This window comes from Aphanizomenon sp. UHCC 0183, assembly GCF_009712065.1.
In the GTDB taxonomy this organism is placed as follows: domain Bacteria; phylum Cyanobacteriota; class Cyanobacteriia; order Cyanobacteriales; family Nostocaceae; genus Dolichospermum; species Dolichospermum heterosporum.
The window spans coordinates 1-17,519 of sequence record NZ_VILC01000011.1; the positions used below are offsets into that span (position 1 = coordinate 1).

Below are 17,519 nucleotides of genomic sequence, written 5' to 3' on the forward strand. Positions count from 1 at the left end.
CTGATAATATAGACAAATTTGCTAACGAATCCCCCAAAACAGCAGTTAAGTAAGTGGATGTAAAATAACCAAAATGTGTAACGATATGTAAATTCACCTCAATGCGTTATTGTGGTTGAGTTTTAGCCATTTCACAAAACGAAATATATTTTGATTCTCCCCCGCCCACCTACTTAAAATTACCTTGGTAACAGCTTATCAGGTTTTACTCTGCGGGTGTATTTGAAAACCCTTACTCTGTCCATAAAATACAGTTTTAAACTGTACCTGATTTGTACCAGGATTGTAGAGAGTATAGGTTGCTTGTCCTGGTATCCGTCCCACATTTCCGACCCCAATCACTTGACGAGGGGTAACTGTGACTGTTTGTGGGGAAAATTGATGATCAAGAGTAATGATTTCACTGGTAATAGATCCTGCTTGTAACTGATACTGAAAAGTTAACCCAGAACGACCGCAAAATAGATTATTTGCTTGCATTCTTGATAATCTATCTAACATTTGAATAGGAGGAGTATCCGGGGTCAGTTCATCATTTACCCCCATTGTCGAACCATGTATTAATAAACAATCTAATTCAAAAAAACCAAAATCGAGCGATCGCAACCATTGTACAGTCTGACGGGAAACACAATCCCACAACATCTGCACCGTATCACCCCCATATTTTGCCAGCAATTCCGGTGCGTCTCCAGTCGGACCCAAACCATGTAAAATCAAACACTGTTCTTCCCACCATCCCTTGCAAATCATTGGTTCTAATTCACCCCGACGAGGTGATTTCACCCTTGCCACTAGCTGTTCACATTCTCGCCTTGGTCCAACTAAATCACCGATGATATACAATGCCTCTACATAACGATTTTTCAGCTTAATATCAGCTATCACAGCCTCATAAGCTGCTAAATTTCCTTCAATTCCACTTAAAATTGCCCACATAATCAATTTTAGATTTTAGATTTTAGATTTTGGATTAGTTATTAGGACTTACGCATTGAGGAAGTTCACCAAATATGAAATGTGGATTTTATCTGTTGTAGGGTGCGTCAGACCCGATAATTTCACAAAAAACAGATTTTCTCTATCTGACGCACCTACTCAATCAGTTATTCCCAAAACTGAAAACGACGCAATTTCGTTTATTCATATCATGGCAGGTTTTACATTGCCTAAATCCTAGTTATTTTATCTAGTACAAACATGAGTTGGATCATCTGCGCGTTCAGCATACTCCAAACCATGCGCTAAACGCCAAGCAAAGATTTCTGGTAATCCCTTCTCTATAATTGCTGCACAGGTTTTTTGATAATCATAGGTCACTTCTCGCAAAGTCACCCCTTGAGTATCAGTTTCATAAATTACATAAGTTGCATTTGGTCGTCCATGTCGAGGTTCTCCAACAGAACCAACATTAACAATCTTCTTCAGCGCAGATGAAAAGCTAATTTTCCGTGATGCTGCTTGATTATCAACCTGAACTTGTAACTCACCAGCATCAAGATTTCTTGTATAAGGAACATGAGTATGTCCGCAAAACAGCACATCTGCACCTGTGGAAAGTACCCGTTCTAAGGCCACAAAAGCATCGAGTTCAGGTAATAAATATTCATGATTACTATGGGGACTACCATGAACAAAAGCTAAATTTTGCCACTGGAGACTATAGGGTAAACTGGCTAAAAATTCGCGGTTTTCTGGATGAATTTCTTTATTAGTCCATTCATGAGCTTGAAAACCTCTTTTTTCTGCTAATAATGAAGGATAACTACAATCGCAAGCATTCAATCCTTCCACAATATCTTCATCCCAACAACCAGCACAGGTAGGAATATCTAAAGAGCGAATTTGGTTAATTACCGCATTAGGATGGGGTCCATATCCTACCAAATCACCAACACAAAATATCTTCTCGGCTTTTTGTTGGTTAATATCTAATAATACAGCATTTAAGGCTTCATAATTACCATGAATACATGACATGACAGCTATTTTCATACTTGTTGACCTTCTAATAAAATTTGTTGTACTTGTTGTTGATATTGAAAAATTAAGGATTCCGATAAACAGCAATCCGATAATGTTGCTTTTAAAGCTGTTTTATCTAAATTCTTGCCTACTATTTCTATGCCACTAAACCGCTGAGGTCTACCTTGTAAATGTCGTGGTAAGTCTAATTCTAAAAAATCTATTTGGGGAACACCAGAGACAAAATCACAGTAAAGAGAACGTCCATCATTAACATCGAAAATTGCCTTAGCACGGGTGACAATACCATAAGCACCGTGAGTTATTTCATACCAAAATTCATCTAAACTATTTTCATCAATTACTTGCCCCGTAGTTTCTACCCGCCATAAATTTTCTACAATTATAGTTGGAACTGGTGCGCCATAGATAATTTCATTTGCCCAACTATCATATTCAGAGTTTTTTAACTCCTCTGGAATAATTGCTATAGCCTGGTAAGTGAGATGATCTAATATTTTTGATATACTATTTAACTCTAGATAAGAACCTAATTCAACATAAACACTATCTGCTGTGGGGCTGTGGGGATGTGATATAGAAATTCAATTTCTTGACCATCACCAAATATTTTCAGATCAGGAAATTCAGTGGCTATTTTAGTTTGATCAATGGGAATATTCCCCGTTCCTGGAGAAAAATAAATTACTTTTTCAATAGATTTAATATCTCGAATTTGTTGACAGATCCAGGTAGTTTTTCCAGATCCAAATAATCCAGCGACAACGGTAATAATTGGTAAAGTCATAATCAATATAAATTATAATTTATGAGATAAAATTCCCACAGAATTAAAAAAACAACTTCTTGCTCCAGTATGACAGGCAATATCACCAACTTGCTCAATTTTGATGAGAATTGTATCACCATCACAATCATAAAAAAGCTCTTTTACCTTTTGAATATGTGTAGATGTTGCCCCCTTATGCCACAACTGAGAACGGGAACGACTCCAATAATAAACTTCACCTGTAGCCAGGGTTTTTTGAATTGATTCTGCATTCATCCAAGCCATCATTAGAACAGTACCATCAAGATAATCTTGAGCTATAGCCGGAATTAACCCCTGCTCATTAAATTTCAAATTTCCAATCATGATAACTTATCCCTTTTTATCTGCGTTTATCTGCGTTCAAATATCAATATAATGTAGAGATAAAAAATCTCTTATCCCTACATCACACAAAGCCTATTTAAAATTAGCACTGTGGCGAATCAAATTCATAAATTCTTCACGAGTCCGTGCGTCTTCAGAAAACACCCCACGCATGGCGCTGGTAACAGTCCAAGAACCTGGTTTTTGGACTCCTCTCATCACCATACACATATGAGTTGCTTCAATTACCACTGCAACTCCTTGAGGCTTGAGTAAACCTTGCAGTGCATTAGCAATTTGTAAAGTCAGCCTTTCTTGCACTTGTAAACGTCGAGCATACATTTCACAAATGCGGGCAATTTTTGATAAACCTATCACCTTACCATTAGGAATATAAGCAACATGAGCGCGACCAATGATTGGTAATATGTGGTGTTCGCAGGAACTAAAAATATCAATATCCCTGACTAACACCATTTCATTTGCATCTTCTGTAAATACTGCTCCATTTAGCAATTCATCTACAGATTGATCATATCCATTGGTCAGAAATTTTAAGGCTTTAACAACTCTTTTAGGAGTATCCTTTAATCCCTCACGGTCTGGATTTTCTCCTAATCCAATCAGTAAAGTGCGTACAGCTTGCATCATCTCTGCTTCTGTTACGGTTGGTTGTTGCTGATGAGATAAAGATGAAATTACATCAGCAGCAGTTAGTTCTGGACGAATGGATAAAGTCATTATTTGAATTTAATAGAATGAGTTATGACGGAAGTTAATAGTTAAATATCTATGAATAACTACTAACTAAAAAAAGAGAATTTATCAACACTTTTAGATTATAACAAACATTTGTTAAGTTTTGTGTAAATCTCATTATTATCTAGTTTTCTGCCAACAAAAACTACCTGGTTTTTAGGTTGATTAGGCCATTCGTCAGCGTTCAATGTGTAACGAGGTCCACTCAGTTGAAAAATATGACGTAAATCACTATCACTAAACCATAAAATACCCTTAGCTCGAAATACATTCTCTGGCATTTCTTCGGTTAAGAAATTCTCGAATTTATGGACATCAAATGGTCTATCGGTTTGGAAAGAAATGGAAACAAACCCATCATTTTCTAAATGATCGGAGTGATGATGGTGATGTTCATGTGCATGATGATGTTCATGTTCATGTTTATGGTGATCTTCATTATCAATGGCAATATACTGATCTTTTGGTGTTAAACCCACATCTAAAATTAGGGGTAAAGCAACTTCACCGTATTGAGTATGTAAAATTCTCGCTCCATGTTTAATATCATGGATGAAATTTTCTACTTCTTGTAGTTTTTCTGCGGTAACAAGGTCTGTTTTATTGAGGAGAATAATATCTCCATAGGTAATCTGTTTTAAAGCTGCTTCACTCTGAAAATGTTCTTCGTTAAAAGCTTCAGCATCTACTACTGTGAGAATTGAATCTATATTGGTTAGATCTCTGAGTTCTGTGCCAAAAAAAGTTAAGATAATCGGTAAGGGATCAGCTACACCTGTGGTTTCAATAACTAGATAATCAATCCGTTCTTCTCGTTCTAAAACTCGATAAACAGCATCAACTAAACCATCATTAATTGTACAACATATACAGCCATTACTAAGTTCTACCATATCTTGGTCTACAGAAATTAGTAATTGACTATCAATGTTAATATCGCCAAACTCATTAACGAGGACAGCGACTTTTAAATCTTGTTTGTTCTGAAGAATTTGATTTAAAAGTGTGGTTTTTCCACTTCCTAAAAATCCGGTAATAATAGTTACGGGCATTCCTTGTTTGGGAATTTCAGGAATGATGTTTGTTGTGTCGAGAGTGATGGTATTCATATCAAAATCTAGTGGTTTTATTTGTTGACTGTTTAAATCAGTGTTCTTAAAAGATTACTGACTTCTTTGATCTTAATGTTTTATCACTTGTAAATGATCTACAAGTTCACTTAAAGTCAAAACTCCTAAATCTCCAGCTTGTCTACTTCTGACACTCAAAGTTTTGCTTTCTACTTCTTTCTTACCAACAACGGCAACAACGGGAATTTTTTCCAATTGTGCTGTCCGAATTTGTTTCCCTAAACGTTCACCACTGCTATCTACTTCTACCCTAAATCCAACTTTTTTAAAATCTGCTGCTACTGATTTTGCATATTCTCGAAAGTCATCACTTACAGGTAACAACCGCAATTGTACAGGTGCTAACCACAAGGGGAAGTCTCCTGCATAATTCTCAATTAAAATCCCGAAAAAGCGTTCCAAAGAACCAAAAATAGCCCGATGAATCATAATTGGTCTTTGCCGACTACCATCAGCAGCAATATATTCCATATCAAACCTTTCTGGCAAATTAAAATCTACCTGAATAGTTGAACATTGCCACAAACGACCAATAGCATCTTTTATTTTAATGTCTATCTTTGGTCCATAGAAAGCTCCACCACCTGCATCAACAACATAATTCCAGCCTTTAGTATTTAAAGCTTGTTCTAGTGCTGTTGTGGCTAATTCCCAAACATCATCAGTTCCGACTGATTTATCAGGACGGGTAGAAAGATTGACCTCATATTGTTTAAAACCAAAATCTGATAAAATTTGCTCAGTGAGATTTAAAACTCCTAGTATTTCATCAGCAATTTGGTCAGGTAAACAAAAGATATGAGCATCATCTTGAGTAAATCCTCTGACTCGCATTAAACCATGTAATGCTCCAGATCGTTCGTAACGATAAACTGTTCCTAATTCTGCCCATCTTAATGGTAATTCTCGATAGGAATGAAGTTGATGTTTATAAGTTAGAACATGAAAAGGGCAATTCATGGGCTTAATTTGATAAGCCTGATTTTCCACATCCATCGAGTCAAACATACTTTCTTGATAAAAGTCAAAATGACCCGATGTTTTCCATAGGTTGAGATTGGCTATATGAGGTGTATACAGTAATTGATAACCAGATTCTAGATGAGCTTCGCGCCAATAATCTTCAATTATGTAGCGAATAATTGCGCCATTGGGATGCCAAAATACTAAACCACCACCGGCTTCTTCTTGAATACTAAATAAGTTAAGTTCTTGACCTAACTTGCGATGATCTCGACGGAGGGCTTCTTCTCTTAGTTGGAGGTAATTTTCTAATTCTGCTTTTGTTTGCCAAGCTGTCCCGTAAATCCTTTGTAGCTGAGGTTTAGTTTCATCACCTTGCCAATAAGCACCAGCAACATTTAATAATTTAAAGGCATGAGGATCAATTTCACCAGTAAAGTTAATGTGAGGACCTGCACACAAATCCCACCAATAGTTATTCGCTGGTTGAATATCTGTGACAAACAATGAAGTTTCTGAATTACCAGTTTCAGGAGTACCAATGAAGTAGCGGGTGATAATTTCTGATTTGGGTATACGTTCTAAGATTTCTAGCTTGTAAGGCTCGTTTAATTCGGCAATTTCGGCGCGAATTTCGGCTCGTTCCACCTCTTCCCGGATAATAGGTAGGTTAACTTTGATTATCCGTTGCATTTCGATTTCAATTTTGCCTAAGTCATCAGGGGTGATGCTGACTGGACAATCAAAATCGTAGTAGAATCCAATTTCTGTGACGGGGCCAATTGCTACCTTAGTCCCTGGAAATAGTCTTTGTACCGCCATTGCCATGATATGGGCGCTGGTGTGCCGAATTCGTGTAAGTTTGTCGTCTTCGTGCAGGTTCAAGGTGTCTTGAGACTGGGTTATTGAACTGACCATATCAAACAAAAATGAGAATCGTTATCATAATAACGCAAAAAGGTGTGAATGTTACTAATTTTGGGGAAAATATTTTGAAGTCTAATTTATTACTTGCCTTGGTGACTAGAAGTCGCGGCTATACAGACAAAACCCACCTGCGTGGGTTTCAAACCTTTGATTTTTCATTAGTCCACGCAGGTGGTCACTGAGCTTGCCGATAGCGTAGTGTGGCGTTAGCTATAGTGTGGACTTGGTTTGTGTAGGAGCTTATCTCTGACGGAAGCCGGAGGCATCTTTAATAATCCCATAATTGCCGGAAACTTTTCAAACATCCTCTTAGCTGGCTTTGACTTCCGTGATACTATGGGAAAAAGATACACTAGGATTAACGATCGCTGGGACAATTTTTTCACAAGCCATTCTTGCACCGGATAAATTTCTGGCGGTGGGTCCAACTTGTAAAGCTGCTAAACCACCCATGATAAATAATTCACAACTAGGCCAACGCAGATAGCTGTCTAAAACTGGCAAACCTTTAACAATTTGGATGGGATAAGCGGTTAAGATATCCTGCAATAATGGTTCAGTGGTGACATCGAATTTAGTACCTGTGGCTAACCAAATATAATCACACTCGAATATATTACCATCGCTACATTCTACCTGCCAATTATGACTTAACCATTCAGCTTTAACTATTTGACAGTTTTCATCAATTCTAATATTACCACGATGATGTTCTTTGCGTAATTGGGTGGCGATCGCTGGTGTCATAGAACCACCGTTTCTAGCTTGCTGGATCATCATCCACCGTTGTTCCCAATCTCCTTCAAAAAATCCTTTGAGATATTTTGGTCCTAACCAACCCGGTTCAGCATCAAATAGTTTTTCTGATAACTGTCTTCGGATCATCAAATTGACTTTTGCACCATGAGCGATCGCACCTACAGCCAAATGTCCACTTGTCAAACCACCACCAACAATTAAGACTCTTTGAGACTTTAACTGTAATTTACGTAAATCTACAGTTTGAGAATGGCAAAGTTTATGTTCTGGATAGGGTGAAGGAATCTGACTTACCCAATCAGGGATATGTATCTTACCACTACCAGTTGCCAACACAACTCGCCGGGCAGTTACCATTTGTCCATCTTCTAACCATAGCTGGAATTGAGGACGAAAATGATCAAATGACGGTTTAACACTACTTACAGCCAAAGGGATAACCTGCTCCTGCAACTGATAGGATGTAATCACATCCTCACAAAAATCTTCAAATAGGCGCGTTCCAGGTAAATCATAGGGGGGAAATAGTTCCTCAGACCGAGATTCAGAAAATTTCCTTAAAGCGAAGGGGTTGGGGTGGGGATGATGAACAGCAGGAGAGCGCAAATGAGGAATTTCCAAAGCCGCAAATTGCTGTTTCCAGTTACTTATCCATGTACCACTGGGATCAAACACTACAATTTTACCCTTCATTGTTTGCCGTTTTTGCAGCAAATGGGCAACTAAGGTAAGAGCATGAGGACCAGCACCAATAATTGCTAAGTCAATTTTTGCAGGAACTGTAGTCATAATAAATAATAGGGAGATAAGGACTGGCAACTATTACATCAACATCAGTGCCACTTCTTTAGCAAAATAAGTCAAGATTAAATCAGCACCAGCCCGCTTCATGCTGGTTAAAGTTTCTAAAATTACCTTTTTCTCATCAATCCAACCATGTTGAGCCGCAGCTTTAATCATTGCGTATTCGCCACTAACATTATAAGCGGCGACTGGTAAATTTGTCGCTGATTTCACTTGACATATTATGTCTAGATATGCTAAGGCTGGTTTCACCATAATGATATCTGCACCTTCCGCAATATCCAATTCAATTTCTTTTAAAGCTTCTTTGGCGTTAGCTGCGTCCATTTGATAGGTTTTTTTGTCGCCAAATTTGGGGGCTGAATCTAAAGCGTCCCGGAATGGTCCATAGTAGGCTGAGGCGTATTTTGCTGAGTATGCCAAAATCCCGACATTGATATAACCTTCAGCGTCTAAAGCTTGACGGATTGCGCCTATTCTACCATCCATCATATCCGAAGGAGCAACAAAATCCGCGCCGGCTTCTGCTTGGGAAAGTGCCATTTTTACTAACACTTCTATGGTTTGATCATTGAGAATTTTGCCATTTTCATCAACTAAACCATCATGTCCATGAGTTGTGAAGGGGTCTAGAGCAACATCAGTAATAATGATGATTTCTGGAACTGCGTTTTTAATGGCTTTGACGGTTTCCTGTACCAATCCCTCTGGGTTGTAGCTTTCTGTAGCTGTGTCGTCTTTTTGTTCTTCGGGAATAACTGGGAATAGTGCGATCGCATTAATACCCAATTGTGACACTGCGGCTATTTCTTCCAGGAGTAAATCTAAAGAATAACGATAACATCCTGGCATGGAAACAATTTCTATTTTTGTGCTTTCACCTTCCATGACAAACATCGGATAGATCAGATCATCTACAGTTAAAATCGTTTCCCGCACCATTTTTCGGAGGGTTGCAGTGCGACGGAGACGACGGGGACGTTGAGTCAGATGTAAGGCTTGATTGGTAGACGAGTTCTCAGACGACATAATAGCTCTGTAAAAATGATAATCATTATTATAGTCGTATTACATAAGTCCTAACAACAATACCTTCTCCATTTTTTGTAGGTTGGATTAAGCGACAGCGCAACCCAAGGTATTTGTTGGGTGAGCCTCCCGTCAGGGATACGTCCCTCAACCTCAATCCAACCTACAAATCAAGACTTTTTTCAATTGGAACGAGAATCTTGAGGTAAAATCATTTCCCGAATGGCTGTGGCTGTGGCTGGGGCGAGTAAAACCCCATTGCGGTAGTGTCCCGTAGCCAGGAGTATATTTGTAAAACCCGGTAGTTTATCAATTACTGGCGCTGGTCTGCCTTCGGGACGGGGGCGCAACCCTGACCAAGTGCGGAGAACCTTGGCTGCGGCTAACTCTGGGGCGAAGGCGATCGCCTGTTGTCTGACAATATCCAATAATTCCTGACTTGCAGATATTTGATTTTCATGATTGGGAAATTCTACGGTTGCTCCCACCCAATAATCACCATTTCCCATTGGTACAATATGCACATCATTACCAGTAATTACAGGTTGAAAATCGGGATTTCCTAAACTGCGTCCTAAGCTCAAATATAAAGCTTGTCCCAGCACTGGACGGATATTTACCATTTGATCTAATTGTGCAGTTAAGGCTGTTGAACCCAAACCCGCAGACATAATAAACCAATCAGCGGTAACTTTGCCCTCTGTAGTTTCAATAAAATTACATTTACGCGCTTCTCCCAATCCTTTTTTGATGTGTAAAGGTGTTGGGGGAGGAGGAGGAGGCGTTTCTGTGCCGGTCACAGACACACCAAACTTGAAATTTACGCCATTACGTTGGGCTGCATCTACTAAAGCTAAAGTTAAAGCTGTGGCATTTAGTTGTAAGTCTTGGGGAGAATAGACAGCACCAATAATTTGCGGATGACTGATTTGGGGACAATATTTTTGCAGTTGTTCTTGATCCCAAACTTGTAATTCCCAACCTTGGGATTGGCGAATTTCTCGCAGTTGTTCCCATTCGGAAAGGACTTCAACGCCACTTTCCAAGGGACGCTCTAAGTTTTCTGATAATAGCATCACGATTCCTTGCCGATTACAAGGGATTTTCCGCCCTGTAATTCCTTCCAATTCAGGAATCAATGTTCCATAGCGTTGGATGCTACTTTGTCGCATTCGCCAAGCAATACCCTTGGTTTTACTGCTAATTATGCCCATTAAAACACCGAGAGCAGCGCTGGTAGAACCTTGTGCGGGTTGTTTTTGCTCGAAAACGGTGATGTTTAAACCTTTAACTTGGCTGAGTTCATAGGCGATCGCCGCCCCAACCACGCCACAGCCGATAATTACTACATTCATGGTTTTTGCGCTTGAGTTAGGGGTGAAGCATGAAAAGTCTTCCTCTCCACCCTATCACTCCATTACCCTAGCATTTTGTGATTCAAGACTCGAAAGGAGGCAGAGGGGCAGGGGGCAGGGGAGCAGGGGAGCAGGGGGCAGGGGGCAGGGGAGAAATTTCATTCTCTATTCTTCAATTTCTTTCTTCTGAACTCCTGACTCCTGACTCGGTGACTCCTGACTCCTGACTCCTCTTTTAGCTACTCTTTTCGGGAACTAGTTCTAAGAATTTGTCAATATCCGCAAACACTTCTTGGTATTTACTCGCAGCTAGGCTAGTATTACCCGCAGCGGCAGCTTGATCAATTCTTACTAGGTCATTCAACAAATCTTTGCTAATTTGTCGAGCTTTAGCTTGGTTTTGCTTGGCTAGGTTGGGAATGATATAAGTCATATTTAATCTAGCTTCTGTCATCGGTCCGTGAATAAAATTACCCACTTTCACCCATTCACCTGCTTTAATCAGGTTTTGGAGTTCGGAAGAGCGATCGCGCACCATCTGAATTCCGGGAACATATTCCTGAATTTTCGCAACTTCCGCCGCCGTATAAGATGGTGGTACAGTAGCAACAGTAGGACTACCACAACTAATCAAAAATGTGGCTAATAGTACAAAAATCAGTGAAAAAATAGAACGTTGACGCACCATAAATGGAAATTAATTTTTTGTTTGTTTACAGATTAACAGTGTTATTTTAGATCGCTATGTAATGAACCGTTACAATTAACTCAGGTTTTTCTGTCTTGATCTTCCCCGCAGACCAACCGCATAGAGGAGTATTATTGAGTGAACGCAGCCGAACAAGCCACAAACCTAGAATTTGCCAGCAAAATTGCTACGGTAGTAAATTTATTTAAATATGAATTTCCTGATGTCAAATCCGATCTTAAACCCTGGCACAATGACCCAGAAACCAGAGAACTAGTAGATCCAGATTCTATAGACATTGGTTTTCACTTTCCTGGCATTAGCAAATCTTGGCGCTGTCGCAGTATTTTAATTCAAATCCGATTTTATCAAGATCCGATTAATAATCACCGTCGCGCCATTGGTGTCGAAGCCGCTGGATTTGATCACAGTGGGGAAGTTTGGCGACTTTCCACTATTGAAACCTGGAGTTTTGTCGGTGACTCCACACCCTCTGCTGAAGTTCGGGAAAAACTGAAACAGGTTTGTCGGCAAATTTTAGAGGTGTTTAATCAGCCGAGTCTGTAAAAATGAGAGTATTGAAAAAATAGTAGAAAAAGCTCTTGAAGATGGTCACTTATACTCCGCAAGGGAATAAATTGAGCTTTTGCTTCAAGGTAATATATGGATGTAAAAACCCAAGTTAAGTAGTGAGACAGAATTAATTACACAGTGTTATTGCGTAAGCGTTGCGTGGCGTTAGCCATATGGAACGAAGTGAAATGAAGCAATTCCAAGGGTTGTGATTGCTTCCCTTCCCTCGCAATGACTGGTATAACACCGACAATGGAGGCAGGAGTTGGGCATACAGTAAGAGACTTCCAAATAAAAAAATGTCCCAAAACTGATGCAGAAATTCTCTCTCTGTGTACTCTGTGCCTCTGTGGTTCGTTTCTTAGGATAATTTATTTCTTGGAAGTCTCTAAAAGACTTTTATTCCTTAATTCTTACTGCTTTCATATTTTTATTCACGTACTAATACTTGTGTACCTATACTTACTTGGCTATACAACATTCTGACATCAGAATTACGCATTCTTAGACAACCGTGAGAAACAGCCGCCCCTAGTAAATCAACATCTGGTGTGCCATGAAAGCCGAGTTGATTCCGACCATCAGACCAAAAACCAATCCATCTATCCCCTAAAGGACTGTCAGAACCGCCCTCGAAAACAGCATTTGTAATGGGATGTCGCCAAATGGGGTCGTGTTCCTTGTGGATGATTTTAAAATTGCCTGTTGGTGTTTCCCAGCCTTTTTTACCGATAGCAATGGGATAACTAGCTATTATTTCATTATATTGAGAAACATAGACACGGCGATCGCTCAAATCCACCACTACTTGAGTTGTATTTGATACTGGCATTGATCCCTGAGAACTCTTGACCGGATCTGTAACTTGATCCTGACTTGACCTTTGTGTTCTCCAAACAGCAGCTTTTTGGGGAGAGTTAGGCACAGAAGCCGCAATTGCACTGTTGCCAATTTCCACTGATGAACCCTGTGGATAAATCTCTGTGGATATAGACTGATTTAATTGTCCTTTTGTTGTCATATTGTGCCAATGGACAGCCAGAGATAAAATTGCTGTACCAAAACAGAGAAACATGACCATACTCGCTACAGATTCATTTCTTGCCATTGCCATCGCCTATTCATCGCCTATTATTTATCCCTGACACATCTGGCTAAAGGTGACTGATCATTGATCATTAAGTAAGTACCAGTCAAGTATTTAGTGGACATCTGCCAATTTGATCACCATCCCTAACTCTAACAAAAAGTTAATCCGTAGTCTTCTTTACCTTCTTCTTTCATACTTACTTGACGATGGAATAAAATGCTGAAAACTCCTTTCTATATATATTTCCGTGTTCCGATTATAAATCCGTCACCTTACCGAGGAACTTTTGATCTATAATCTAGTCTAATGGAAGGGAGTGATTTAACGCCAATCTGATCCATGAGTCAATCCATTAGTGTATCCTGGTCAACAGTGGATGCCACCTATCCAATAGCATCGGTGCAAGTTGACAAACTCTCAAACAACGATCTTATTTTGCGCTGTCAAGTCGGATTGCGTCCAGAACGTGCTGCCTTTTCAGAACTGTTACGTCGCTACCAGACTCAAGTTGATCGAGTTTTATATCATTTAGCCCCCGATTGGTCTGATAGAGCCGATTTAGCCCAGGAAGTTTGGATTCGTGTCTATAGGAATATTAACCGACTACAAGAACCTGCCAAGTTCCGGGGATGGTTAAGCCGCATTGCCACAAATTTGTTCTATGATGAATTACGTAAACGCAAACGGGTCGCTAGTCCCTTATCATTAGATGCTCCCCGCACCTTAGATGATGGGGAAATGGATTGGGAAATTGCCGGTGATACCCCAAGTCCAGATGAGCAACTAACTACTAGAGAATTTTATGAACAGTTGCGAGAAGCGATCGCCGACTTACCAGAAGTTTTTCGGACTACAATTGTTTTAAGAGAAATTGAAGGCATGGCCTATGAAGAAATTGCCGAAATTACCGGAGTTTCCCTGGGAACGGTGAAATCTAGAATAGCTAGAGCCAGATCAAGATTACAAACTCAGTTACAAAGCTATCTAGATACATAATCTACACCATGTTTCCTCAATTCTATGGCAGATTTTAAGAAATATTAAGGACTGTCAACGAAAATATATATTTTCTGCCATTGAGAAGCAAAAATGAATCAACGGGTACTATAAATATGGAGAAGCGCGATTGTTTCGAGTTATTAAGTGCTTACCTGGATGGCGAAGTTACAGCTACTGAACGCAGGCAAGTTGAAGAGTGGCTATTAACTGATGCCTCAATTAAATGCCTATACAAGAGACTATTAAATCTTAGAAAAGGCTTGCATAACATCCCTGTTCCCGCCAACTCTCAGTCATCAGAAGCAACGATTAACCAAGTTTTAGTCCGTGTTAATCGCCGTTATCGCTTGAACTGGATGTTAGGTAGTGCAGCCGCAGTGGCTTGTATTTTGGGAACAATATCTGGTTTATTGCCAAGTAATTCCAGAATGCTAGAAATAGCCACAACACAACCAACAGAATTAACACCAACAGCCGCAGATTCGCCCTTAATGGTGGCTTTAAATAACCCAGTTATTGAAATTCCCAAAACAGCAGTAGCTCCTAGCGAGAAGCCAGTTAACAACCTCAATTAATTAATAGCTAAACTGTCACCACTCCAGCAAGCATCAGTGAGTATACCTCCTAGCTGGTCAACTTTTTATGATGTCATAAAATACACCCAAACCAAATCTAAAAATGAGCCGTTTAGCTTACAAACCTCTATTTACTGGCGATTATAGAGGTTTTTTGATGTCGGTTGATTTCTAAACGAAACGTAAAAAGCAAGTTTGGCAAGAATTTTAGGTTGTAAGTGGAAGAATATCGAAAAAATTAAATGAATCGGATTTCTTATAATGTCTGATCAAAAATTTGATTCATCAATACTTTTAGTAATTGTAGATAAGTAGGTTGGCGTTGAAAATTGTCCTTATGGCAAGGCAAAAGGCAAGAGGCAAGAGGCAAGAGTGAAGAGGGTTTGGGCGATTTTACGTTTCTTTACACAGTTTGGTTTTATTGTGTTCACCTACTTACATCTGTTTTCATCTCGGCTTTGTTGAGTAAAAATAATTCTCTATTTCTTGGCTAATATGACATAATCATCTAATACATAGTGTGATTCATACTTTTGACTGAAATACTTTTTAAGTAACCGAGTCATATATAGTTGCTTAGGTAATTCATCTTGAGCAAATTTGGCAAACTCAGAAATAGCTAAAGGTTTTCTTAAACCCGTTGCATTTATATATTTATACCAAACTAATTCTAATCCAAGTTCTTCTACAAACTTATATACTATATTTTTTTCCTGTTCTTTATCTTCAACTTGATAAATATTGTAAGCCTTGAATAGCTTCTTGTCTTGGATAATTAAGAGTACATACCCCTGATTATTTAAGCTTTCAGAAAATATTTCTTTATATATATTATTAGCTTGAATTCTTTTGGTATTATCTGCGAAAAAACAATGAGAAATAACGATGAAATCAAAAAAGTTTTTGGGAATATTCCTAGATTTCGCATCCCATAAAAAGATGTCAGAACTAACAAAACGAAAGTAATTATTTAGAGGATTTAGTTGCGACTCGATATATTTACGCCAAAATTGAAGTCCTCGATACTGGAAAGCGGCTTGTTTTTCTAAAGAATAGTAAGATATGTGCATTTGGGGAATATCAAAAAAGCTGCTACAACTTTGGAGAAATAAAGCCAAACCATAAGCTGTTGTTCCCGGTCCAGCAGCGATATCAAGAATATTCAATTTAGTTGGTAACAACCCATCTTGGTAAATTAAAAACCAGGCTAAATAGAGACAATAGACATTTTCTAAAAAATATTTCATAAAATAGACATGAGGAGTCAGACTAAAACGGTAGTCTGGATCTTGTCCCATTTTTAAGCTAGTAATATCCTCAACAGCGTCTTCTAATTTAATTGCTAATTGTTTATCAGAAATTTTACTAAATTCTTCTTGAAGATATTCTACTAGTTTAACTTCAAAATTATCAAATATACTCTCATCAATTCCTGTTGCTTGGAGTTTATATTCATCATGATCCACTAATTTAAAAGCTTGATATATAAACTTAATAAATTCTGCATTTGGATTTAATAACAGATGAGATTTTGATTCTTTTGCTGCTGTTATTTGGTTTCTTAAATTTGCAGTTTCGTGTTTATTTTCCTGTAAATTTCGTTCAAGTTGCAGTTTATCCCTAAATAGTTTCTCTAACCATGAAAAACTTGCTCCCGATTTTTGAATCTCTTGCAAAATTTGTACAGCACTTCGGGTATCACCACGCTGTAATGCTGATTTAAATTGCTGACTTCTCCACCAATTAATAATAAAATTACTCATAACCAAACCCGTCTTTTCCTTCTTTTATTTCTACACCCGGAAGCTGAGAGACTAACTTTTCTTTAAATCTCTGATAACTAAATCTCTCAGAATTATACCACCAAGCATACTTTTGTTTAATTTCTTCAGCTTCTTGACGAGTTCCGGCGACAAGAGAACGATTATTGTGAGGATGAAAATCTTGAATTACTACTCTATCTGCAATAGCTAATTTTTCAATAAAAGCATCTTCATCTATTACTAATGTTGGTAATAAAGGTGTAATTGTAATAGAAATTTTAGGAATAAAACCTTTAAAAATATCAATACTTTGTCTAATTTTAGTAATAGCATTTAATCTGGCTTTAATACTAGGAGAACGGGGTTCAAAGTCTCTTCTTACAGCTTCGCTACCTGTGGGAATGCTCATATTAATTCGCAATCGTTGAAACCTTTGTAAATAATCAATATCTCTAGTAATAATGGGACTGCGAGTTTGAATTACTAAATTTGGCCGATAATCAAGCATTACTTCTAATAAACTGCGAGTTAATTGATGTTTAGACTCCAAAGGTTGATAAGGATCTGTGACACTACTCATGTAAATTCTGGGAGGTTGCTTGGGATTTTTCCGATACCAAGTTTCTAATTCTTTTGCTAAAATTTCCGCAGCATTTTCTTTATAAATTACCCATTTACCCCAGTCTTGACGCATTTGAGAATTAGGACTAAATGCAGCAGCATAGCAATAACTACAACCATATTGACAACCCCGATAAGGATTGAGGGTAAAGTCATAAGCAGCAATAAACCCAGTGGCTTTTGTTAGCAGTGATTTAGCATTTTGAGCGTAAACTGTAGTATCTCCAAATTTTTCGCGCACGCATTTTGTAGGAGTTTCGTCGCTATAACCTTCATACCTTGGTTTCGCCATATTTTAATATGTTATTTACTTGATAGATCCTAAAAATGCTATTGAATACATTTAAATATAAGCACTGCTGA

17 protein-coding genes and 1 pseudogene are annotated in these 17,519 nt (G+C 38.4%); 4 read left to right on the forward strand and 14 right to left on the reverse strand.

The genetic code is table 11. The annotated features are described in order from the left end of the window. Positions 1 to 198 precede the first annotated feature (198 nt). The 7 genes and pseudogenes from FJR37_RS05375 to thrS all read right to left on the reverse strand — a co-directional run bounded on the left by FJR37_RS05375 (position 199) and on the right by thrS (position 6,891). Positions 199 to 945, reverse strand: coding sequence for a metallophosphatase (locus FJR37_RS05375; protein ID WP_168465504.1), 747 nt, complete (start codon positions 943 to 945; stop codon positions 199 to 201). 240 nt (positions 946 to 1,185) lie between these two features. Continuing rightward, positions 1,186 to 1,995: a metallophosphoesterase gene (locus tag FJR37_RS05380; protein WP_168465505.1), complete on the reverse strand. Its 810-nt coding sequence runs from the start codon at positions 1,993 to 1,995 to the stop codon at positions 1,186 to 1,188. Continuing rightward, positions 1,992 to 2,773 (reverse strand): annotated as a pseudogene (locus FJR37_RS05385) (GTP-binding protein). Before FJR37_RS05385 ends, FJR37_RS05380 begins: the two are co-directional and overlap by 4 nt. Positions 2,774 to 2,785: 12 nt before the next feature. Continuing rightward, positions 2,786 to 3,121 (reverse strand): phosphoribosyl-AMP cyclohydrolase, encoded by a 336-nt coding sequence (hisI, locus tag FJR37_RS05390; RefSeq protein WP_168465506.1) that lies wholly within the window; start codon positions 3,119 to 3,121, stop codon positions 2,786 to 2,788. Positions 3,122 to 3,214: 93 nt separating this feature from the next. Beyond that, positions 3,215 to 3,862, reverse strand: coding sequence for a GTP cyclohydrolase I FolE (gene folE, locus FJR37_RS05395; RefSeq protein WP_039202293.1), 648 nt, complete (start codon positions 3,860 to 3,862; stop codon positions 3,215 to 3,217). 98 nt (positions 3,863 to 3,960) lie between these two features. Continuing rightward, entirely contained in the window at positions 3,961 to 4,989 is a 1,029-nt protein-coding gene (locus FJR37_RS05400) for a GTP-binding protein (RefSeq protein WP_027403143.1), read from the reverse strand. Between the two features lie 72 nt (positions 4,990 to 5,061). Next, a complete protein-coding gene (gene thrS / locus FJR37_RS05405; RefSeq protein WP_039202295.1) occupies positions 5,062 to 6,891 on the reverse strand; it encodes a threonine--tRNA ligase in 1,830 nt (609 codons plus the stop codon). Positions 6,892 to 6,902: 11 nt separating this feature from the next. On the opposite strand from thrS, the gene FJR37_RS05410 reads away from it, so the two are divergent. Next, the gene (locus FJR37_RS05410; protein ID WP_035082542.1) at positions 6,903 to 7,082 is read left to right on the forward strand and encodes a hypothetical protein; all 180 of its coding nucleotides are present in this window, start codon (positions 6,903 to 6,905) and stop codon (positions 7,080 to 7,082) included. Positions 7,083 to 7,209: 127 nt separating this feature from the next. Here FJR37_RS05410 and FJR37_RS05415 read toward each other — a convergent pair whose 3' ends face one another. From FJR37_RS05415 to psbQ, 4 genes are all read right to left on the reverse strand, one after another. Beyond that, entirely contained in the window at positions 7,210 to 8,448 is a 1,239-nt protein-coding gene (locus FJR37_RS05415; RefSeq protein ID WP_039202297.1) for an FAD/NAD(P)-binding protein, read from the reverse strand. Positions 8,449 to 8,481: 33 nt separating this feature from the next. After that, positions 8,482 to 9,492, reverse strand: coding sequence for a porphobilinogen synthase (hemB, locus tag FJR37_RS05420; RefSeq protein ID WP_039202298.1), 1,011 nt, complete (start codon positions 9,490 to 9,492; stop codon positions 8,482 to 8,484). Between the two features lie 182 nt (positions 9,493 to 9,674). Beyond that, positions 9,675 to 10,847 carry an FAD-binding oxidoreductase gene (locus FJR37_RS05425; RefSeq protein WP_168465507.1) on the reverse strand — a complete coding sequence of 391 codons (1,173 nt, stop codon included), beginning with the start codon at positions 10,845 to 10,847 and terminating at the stop codon, positions 9,675 to 9,677. A 235-nt stretch (positions 10,848 to 11,082) separates the two neighbouring features. Beyond that, positions 11,083 to 11,535, reverse strand: a complete 453-nt coding sequence (gene psbQ / locus FJR37_RS05430; RefSeq protein WP_039202300.1) for a photosystem II protein PsbQ — start codon at positions 11,533 to 11,535, stop codon at positions 11,083 to 11,085. Positions 11,536 to 11,673: 138 nt separating this feature from the next. Here psbQ and FJR37_RS05435 point away from each other — a divergent pair, with 138 nt between their 5' ends. After that, on the forward strand, positions 11,674 to 12,102 hold the full coding sequence (locus tag FJR37_RS05435) for a hypothetical protein (RefSeq protein ID WP_027403137.1): 429 nt from the start codon (positions 11,674 to 11,676) through the stop codon (positions 12,100 to 12,102). 436 nt (positions 12,103 to 12,538) lie between these two features. Here FJR37_RS05435 and FJR37_RS05440 read toward each other — a convergent pair whose 3' ends face one another. Next, positions 12,539 to 13,222, reverse strand: coding sequence for a L,D-transpeptidase (locus FJR37_RS05440; RefSeq protein WP_039202301.1), 684 nt, complete (start codon positions 13,220 to 13,222; stop codon positions 12,539 to 12,541). A 315-nt stretch (positions 13,223 to 13,537) separates the two neighbouring features. Here FJR37_RS05440 and FJR37_RS05445 point away from each other — a divergent pair, with 315 nt between their 5' ends. Together FJR37_RS05445 and FJR37_RS05450 are read left to right on the forward strand one after the other, a co-directional pair. Next, entirely contained in the window at positions 13,538 to 14,194 is a 657-nt protein-coding gene (locus FJR37_RS05445) for a sigma-70 family RNA polymerase sigma factor (protein WP_027403135.1), read from the forward strand. A 116-nt stretch (positions 14,195 to 14,310) separates the two neighbouring features. Beyond that, positions 14,311 to 14,772 (forward strand): anti-sigma factor, encoded by a 462-nt coding sequence (locus FJR37_RS05450; protein WP_168465508.1) that lies wholly within the window; start codon positions 14,311 to 14,313, stop codon positions 14,770 to 14,772. A 479-nt stretch (positions 14,773 to 15,251) separates the two neighbouring features. Here the strand turns inward: FJR37_RS05450 and FJR37_RS05455 are convergent, their stop codons facing one another. Together FJR37_RS05455 and FJR37_RS05460 are read right to left on the reverse strand one after the other, a co-directional pair. Further along, on the reverse strand, positions 15,252 to 16,535 hold the full coding sequence (locus FJR37_RS05455) for a photosystem II assembly protein (protein WP_168465509.1): 1,284 nt from the start codon (positions 16,533 to 16,535) through the stop codon (positions 15,252 to 15,254). After that, positions 16,528 to 17,448 (reverse strand): radical SAM protein, encoded by a 921-nt coding sequence (locus FJR37_RS05460; RefSeq protein WP_039202308.1) that lies wholly within the window; start codon positions 17,446 to 17,448, stop codon positions 16,528 to 16,530. Before FJR37_RS05460 ends, FJR37_RS05455 begins: the two co-directional genes overlap by 8 nt. Positions 17,449 to 17,519 lie beyond the last annotated feature (71 nt).

What these genes read in the sequence shown, in the direction of transcription:
- thrS (WP_039202295.1), bottom strand. Translation starts at nt 6,891, where the DNA reads ATGGTCAGTTCAATAACCCAGTCTCAAGACACCTTGAACCTGCACGAA.
- FJR37_RS05440 (WP_039202301.1), bottom strand. Translation starts at nt 13,222, where the DNA reads ATGGCAATGGCAAGAAATGAATCTGTAGCGAGTATGGTCATGTTTCTC.
- folE (WP_039202293.1), bottom strand. Translation starts at nt 3,862, where the DNA reads ATGACTTTATCCATTCGTCCAGAACTAACTGCTGCTGATGTAATTTCA.
- FJR37_RS05455 (WP_168465509.1), bottom strand. Translation starts at nt 16,535, where the DNA reads ATGAGTAATTTTATTATTAATTGGTGGAGAAGTCAGCAATTTAAATCA.
- FJR37_RS05445 (WP_027403135.1), top strand. Translation starts at nt 13,538, where the DNA reads ATGAGTCAATCCATTAGTGTATCCTGGTCAACAGTGGATGCCACCTAT.
- psbQ (WP_039202300.1), bottom strand. Translation starts at nt 11,535, where the DNA reads ATGGTGCGTCAACGTTCTATTTTTTCACTGATTTTTGTACTATTAGCC.
- hemB (WP_039202298.1), bottom strand. Translation starts at nt 9,492, where the DNA reads ATGTCGTCTGAGAACTCGTCTACCAATCAAGCCTTACATCTGACTCAA.
- FJR37_RS05380 (WP_168465505.1), bottom strand. Translation starts at nt 1,995, where the DNA reads ATGAAAATAGCTGTCATGTCATGTATTCATGGTAATTATGAAGCCTTA.
- FJR37_RS05425 (WP_168465507.1), bottom strand. Translation starts at nt 10,847, where the DNA reads ATGAATGTAGTAATTATCGGCTGTGGCGTGGTTGGGGCGGCGATCGCC.
- FJR37_RS05450 (WP_168465508.1), top strand. Translation starts at nt 14,311, where the DNA reads ATGGAGAAGCGCGATTGTTTCGAGTTATTAAGTGCTTACCTGGATGGC.
- FJR37_RS05400 (WP_027403143.1), bottom strand. Translation starts at nt 4,989, where the DNA reads ATGAATACCATCACTCTCGACACAACAAACATCATTCCTGAAATTCCC.
- FJR37_RS05415 (WP_039202297.1), bottom strand. Translation starts at nt 8,448, where the DNA reads ATGACTACAGTTCCTGCAAAAATTGACTTAGCAATTATTGGTGCTGGT.
- hisI (WP_168465506.1), bottom strand. Translation starts at nt 3,121, where the DNA reads ATGATTGGAAATTTGAAATTTAATGAGCAGGGGTTAATTCCGGCTATA.
- FJR37_RS05410 (WP_035082542.1), top strand. Translation starts at nt 6,903, where the DNA reads ATGAGAATCGTTATCATAATAACGCAAAAAGGTGTGAATGTTACTAAT.
- FJR37_RS05460 (WP_039202308.1), bottom strand. Translation starts at nt 17,448, where the DNA reads ATGGCGAAACCAAGGTATGAAGGTTATAGCGACGAAACTCCTACAAAA.